At 69.2% G+C, this 4,821-nt stretch carries 3 protein-coding genes and 2 pseudogenes; 3 read left to right on the forward strand and 2 right to left on the reverse strand.

The window, feature by feature from the left end; genetic code table 11:
• The 3 genes and pseudogenes from E1293_RS50910 to E1293_RS44535 all read left to right on the forward strand — a co-directional run.
• A pseudogene (locus tag E1293_RS50910) lies at positions 1 to 119 on the forward strand (IS30 family transposase); the annotation flags it as partial.
• Positions 120 to 140: 21 nt separating this feature from the next.
• Positions 141 to 422 (forward strand): annotated as a pseudogene (locus E1293_RS44530) (phosphotransferase); the annotation flags it as partial.
• Between the two features lie 109 nt (positions 423 to 531).
• Entirely contained in the window at positions 532 to 1,176 is a 645-nt protein-coding gene (locus E1293_RS44535; RefSeq protein WP_132205814.1) for a PIG-L deacetylase family protein, read from the forward strand.
• Positions 1,177 to 1,868: 692 nt separating this feature from the next.
• On the opposite strand, the gene E1293_RS44540 is transcribed toward E1293_RS44535, so the two are convergent.
• A complete protein-coding gene (locus tag E1293_RS44540; RefSeq protein WP_132205816.1) occupies positions 1,869 to 3,890 on the reverse strand; it encodes an outer membrane protein assembly factor BamD in 2,022 nt (673 codons plus the stop codon).
• Positions 3,891 to 4,092: 202 nt separating this feature from the next.
• Positions 4,093 to 4,821: hypothetical protein (locus E1293_RS48265; RefSeq protein WP_207939491.1), on the reverse strand; the 729-nt coding region annotated here is incomplete at its 5' end.

The raw sequence follows: 4,821 nt of genomic DNA on the forward strand, positions 1-4,821 counted from the left end.
ACACCCAAGCAGACCTCGACGAGGTCGCCCGCCAACTCAACCAACGCCCCCGCCACACCCTGGGCTGGAAAACCCCAGCCCAGGCACTCAACGAGTTCCTCGTTGCAACAACCGCTTGACACCGCCGGCTCTGGAACAAGCACACGCGAACTCTCGGAGTGATCGACTTCGAAATGGCAGACCACGGCCCGGCCGTCCAGGACATGGTGTGGCTGCACGGAGCGTTGTGGCAGACCCGCCCCGATCTGCGCACCTCATTCCTTACCGGCTACGGACGTGAACCGACCGCCGAGGAACAGCACGTTCTTATCCTGCTCACCGCCCGCCTTGCCGTTTCCTACCTGGCCACCGGCGTGACCAGGGGCGACCCCGTACTCATCGACCGAGGACGCAACGCGCTCAGCGACCTTGCCAGCGTCTGACCCCTGAGGCCAACGCACCCCCCTGCGACCGGGGCCGAAGTCCCTCCACGCTGCCGCAAGCGGCTCCACCTCGTCCCGTGCCGCATCTGCCCGCGGAAGGGAGGGCCAGTTGACGACCATCCTCATCGTGGTGTCACATCCCGACGACGCCGAGATCGCGATGGGTATGCGCATGCTCGCCCATGCCCGCAGCGGCGCCCGCGTCCACGTGCACTGCTTGACCACCGGCCACCCCAGCAACGCACCAGACCGCCTGAACGAACGCCGCGCGGCCGGCAAACTGCTCGGCGTCTCGAACTACACCTTCTCCGCCATCCCCGATACCCGGTCCACCGATCACCGAGGCGCGATCAACGCCGCCCTGATCAACTTGTTCAGCGACACCCGCCCCGACATCATCTTCACCCACTACCCGGCCGACCAGCACCTCGACCACGCCACCACTGGGACCGAGGCAACAGCCGTAACTCTACGAGGGGTCGCGAACCTCCGGTACTTCCGGTCGCCCTACAGCATCGGCTTCGAACCCACCTTGTTCTTCATGGGCAACGCCGACCTTCTGCGAATCAAGGCAAAAGCGCTGGACTGCTTTTCCTCCCAACAGCAACTCGACATGAACCTCTACCAACGGCTGGCCGAAGTGACCTACCGGCAACACCTCCACCACCGAGTCGTAGAGCAATTCCCGCCAGAGGCAGACTGCGCCGAACTCTTCCTCATCGCCAGGCAGATCGAATTCGTGAGTACGAGTTAAGGCTGCTGCGGGGGGACCGAGTTGGGGGGCGAGGCGGTGTTCGCCGCCGAGTGGGTCGGCGAGGGGCCGCTGCGGTATCCGGTCTGGCGGGCTCAGCGGGCGACAAGACGCCCTCAGCAGGTCTGTCGGAATTGAGGGCGGGAGACCAGGCCGTGCGGGGCACCGATGCACGGTGACGGCCCAGTCTCACTACCGCAGATGATTCCGCCAACCAGCGCTCATGAGCATGGGGAACGGCTGTCCATAACCGGCCGCGCTCACCCACGCGGGGTCAACGACGCCGGCTCCACCCCCGCCACGGAGGAGTCGGCATGGCCTCTCATGGAGCAGAACGTACTTGGAGTCCGTCAAGCCTCCTCAACGGCGGCTTGATGCAAGGGTTCGTCGACATCCAGGGTGCGAGCGGCGGTCGTGACTCCCGAGCGCAGGGAGTGGGCGGCGAGGGGAATGACCTCGCGGTGGTTGACCAGCCGCCGCGACGGCGGCCTTGACGGTCTTGGCGAGGTACCGGTCGGTCAACGTGGGCGAGTGTAAACCGTTTGCTGCCGGCAGTGATGCCCGCGAGCGGCGGTGGTGCGGGTGCGTCGGTACGGACTTGGCGCCGTGTTCATGCCTGCCGCGCGGGCGTTGGCGCCGATGAGCGGGCCTTGACCGTTTGTTCGCCGGTCGTGGTCGGCCAACTGCTTGTCTGCCTACGTGGAGGTGGAGCGCTCGTCGATCAGGGCTTTGATGAGCAGGGTGGTGGGGTGGCTGTCGGGTAGCCGGTCGGCGAGCGTGATGGCGGTCGCGAGGGCGTGTTGTGCCGCTTGGTGGTTACCGTTGCGGCCGTGCAGGTCCGCTCGCAGGTAGTGCAGGTAGGCGTCGTGGGCGGTTGATTTGTGGGGCAGGATTTGCTCGGCGCGGTCCAAGTGGGCCAGTGCTTGGTCGATCTGGTCGGCTCTGGTTGCTGCTTCGGCGCGGTTCACGGCGAGTTGGGATTGTGGGTAGGGCTCGTTGAGGGCGCGGAATACTGATTCGGCGGCGTCGAACTCGGCTTTCGCTTTGTCGTGGTGGCCGAGTTGGCTCCAGGTGATGGCGAGTTGGCGGCGTAGCAGGGCTTCTCCTCGTAGGTGTGTGGGGACGGCCCGGTACAGGGTGAGTCCGGCGAGTAGGACTTGGTAGGCCTGGTCGGGGCGTTGCATTCGCAGCAGGGTGGCGGCGTGGTGTTCGGCGGCGGACGCTTCGGCCAGGGTGTCGCCGGCCAGGCGGGCCAGGCGTGCGGTTTCGGCTTGGTGTTGTGCGGCGTCGTCGAGGTTTCCTAGCCAGCGTTCCAGTAGTCCCGTGAGGGCGTGCACGCGGGCCAGAGCGCCCGGGTCTTGGGTGCGAGCTGCGGAGTCCAGTGCGACGTCGCAGAGTTGGCGCCAGGCGGCGTAGTCTTGCCGCCGGCTCACGTAGCCCCAGAGTGTGTCGGCATACTGCCAGGCCAGGTCGTGTAGGCCCGCGTTCGCAGCAGCTGCCTGGGCTGCGAGCAGCGCCGGGATCCAGGTCTGTAGTAGGGCGATCGCGTCGTGGGCGGCGGCGGCCGTGGGGGGACGCTCGGGGAGCCATCCGAAGACGGCGGCGTGGCGGCGGCGGCCGGGGTTGATGAGGGTGTCGAGCCGGGCGGTCCACATCAGCCAGTGGCGGGTGATGCGGGCTATGGCGGCGGTCCGCTCGTCGGCGGGAAGGTCGGCTGCCAGCTCGGTGGCGTGGGTGAGGACGTGGGCGGGCATCTGCCACTGGTCGTGCTGGTACTGGTACTCCAGCAGGTGGGCTTGTTGGAGCCGGGCCAGCACCGTGTCGGTGGCTTCGTCGTCGAGTTGCAGGAGAGCGGCGGCTGCCGCGGCGCTGAAGGCGGGGCGGGGCATGAGCGCCAGGCTCTGATAGGCACCTTGAAGGCCGGGTGGCAGTTCGTCATAGACGGTGTCGAGCGTGGTCACGATGGTCTCCTCGTCGGTGGTGGAGCTGGGTGTCCGCCGGGGTGAGGCCCGGGTCAGCCGTTCGGCCAGTTCCACGATCGGGCGGTGCGGACGGGCGGCCACGTAGGCGGCGCCGGCGATGACCGCGCTGGGCAGCGCGCCGCAGGCGGCGACCAGGGCGCGTACTCCGATGGGGTCTTCGTCGGCACGGGTCCCGATCATGTCTGCGGCCAGTTGCATCGCGGCGTCTTCTGGGAGCGGCGGCACGTCGAGGTGTTGGGCGCCCTCGGCCGTCAAGTCCGGGAGCCGGAATCTGCTGGTCACTACGACCAGGCCTGTGGCGGGCAGCAGCGTCCGCACTTGCGCGGCTGTGGCGGCATGCTCGATGACCGCGACGACCGGCCGGGACGCGGTCATCGACCGCAGCAGCGCGGCGGCCTCGCCCAGATGGTCGGGCACCCAGTCCGCGCCCAGGACCCGCAGCCAGCACGCCGCCGCGGCCTCGACGCGGCTACAGCTTTCGCGCTCGGGGTCCTGATCCTGCTCCGTGACCCGCCCGGGTGCTGGGGCGGGTATTGGGGTGGTGGTCAGGTCTGCCCATAGTGCGCCGCCGGGGGCGGTGCCGGCGTGTACCGCGCGGTGCGCGAGGTCCAGTGCCAGCGCGGTCGTTCCGGCGCCGGCCGGGCCGGTGATGACCAGCAGGTCCGGCCGTGCTGGTGGGCGGCGGGTGGCGGCGATGCGGTTCAGGAGCGCGCGTTCGGCGTCTCGGTCACGCATCTGGCGGGGTGGGGCGGGCAGCATCATCGGCGACCCGGCTGAGACGGGTGCTGGAGGGTGCAGGTGCACGTCGCCGTGCACTTGGCCGGCCTGCACGACGGTCCCGATTCTGCTTTGTCCGTCGAGTTGGTTGCGGTGCGCGCTCACCCGGTGGCCAGGCCAGGATGGGGCCGCTGCGGCACAAGGTCGGGCTGGTGCAGGGTCATGGCGGTCCCTCGCTGCTTATCCGCTCGATGATCGTTGTGTCGACCGGTCCGGTGGCCAGGGTCGCGGGCCGGGGCTTTAACCCGGCGTGGCGGTCGCGGGCGGCCTGGGCGGTAGTGGGTTGGCGTGTGATCAGATGGGCGGCGCCGGGTGTGGTCAGCAGCGCCCAGGAGGCCAGCACGGTTGAGACCAACGCGAGCAGGTGCTCGCCGCCGTGCAGATCGGCGGGCGCATCGGTGTCGGGATCGGCGTCCGGGGCCAGTACGTCCGGGGCCAGTACGTCCGGGCGGGGGGTGATGGTCGTGGCGAATTCGGGGTAGCCCAGCGGGCCGAACTCCTGCAGTACGAGTTGGGCTTGGTGGCGTGTGACGCCACGCGAGGTGATGTCGTTGCGGGCGGTGATGCGGTGGTCGGGCCACCAGGCCAGCCATGTCCCCTGCGGAAGCGGCCCCCAGTGACACGCGATCAGCGGGACGCCGACGCCGTTGTAGCCGATGCCGCCGGCCCACCGAAGGAGTCCGGCCTGAGCGGGCGGGACGGCGATTGGGGTCCAGACCCGATGGACGCCCGGGGCGGCGCCGTGGGAGGTGTAGTCGACCATGTCGGCGCCGAGGGTGACGGCGGCGGTGGTGGCCGCCTCGTCGAGGCCGTACACGTGCGCGGCCTTGAACCGTGCCGCCTCGTCGGCCGCGAGGGCCCGGGGTTGCTGCCGGGCGGGGAGCGTGGC

The organism is Actinomadura darangshiensis (assembly GCF_004349235.1).
Classification (GTDB): Bacteria; Actinomycetota; Actinomycetes; order Streptosporangiales; family Streptosporangiaceae; genus Spirillospora; species Spirillospora darangshiensis.

Excerpts from the sequence above, each read along its gene's own strand:
- E1293_RS44540 (WP_132205816.1), bottom strand. The coding sequence starts at position 3,890 with ATGCGTGACCGAGACGCCGAACGCGCGCTCCTGAACCGCATCGCCGCC.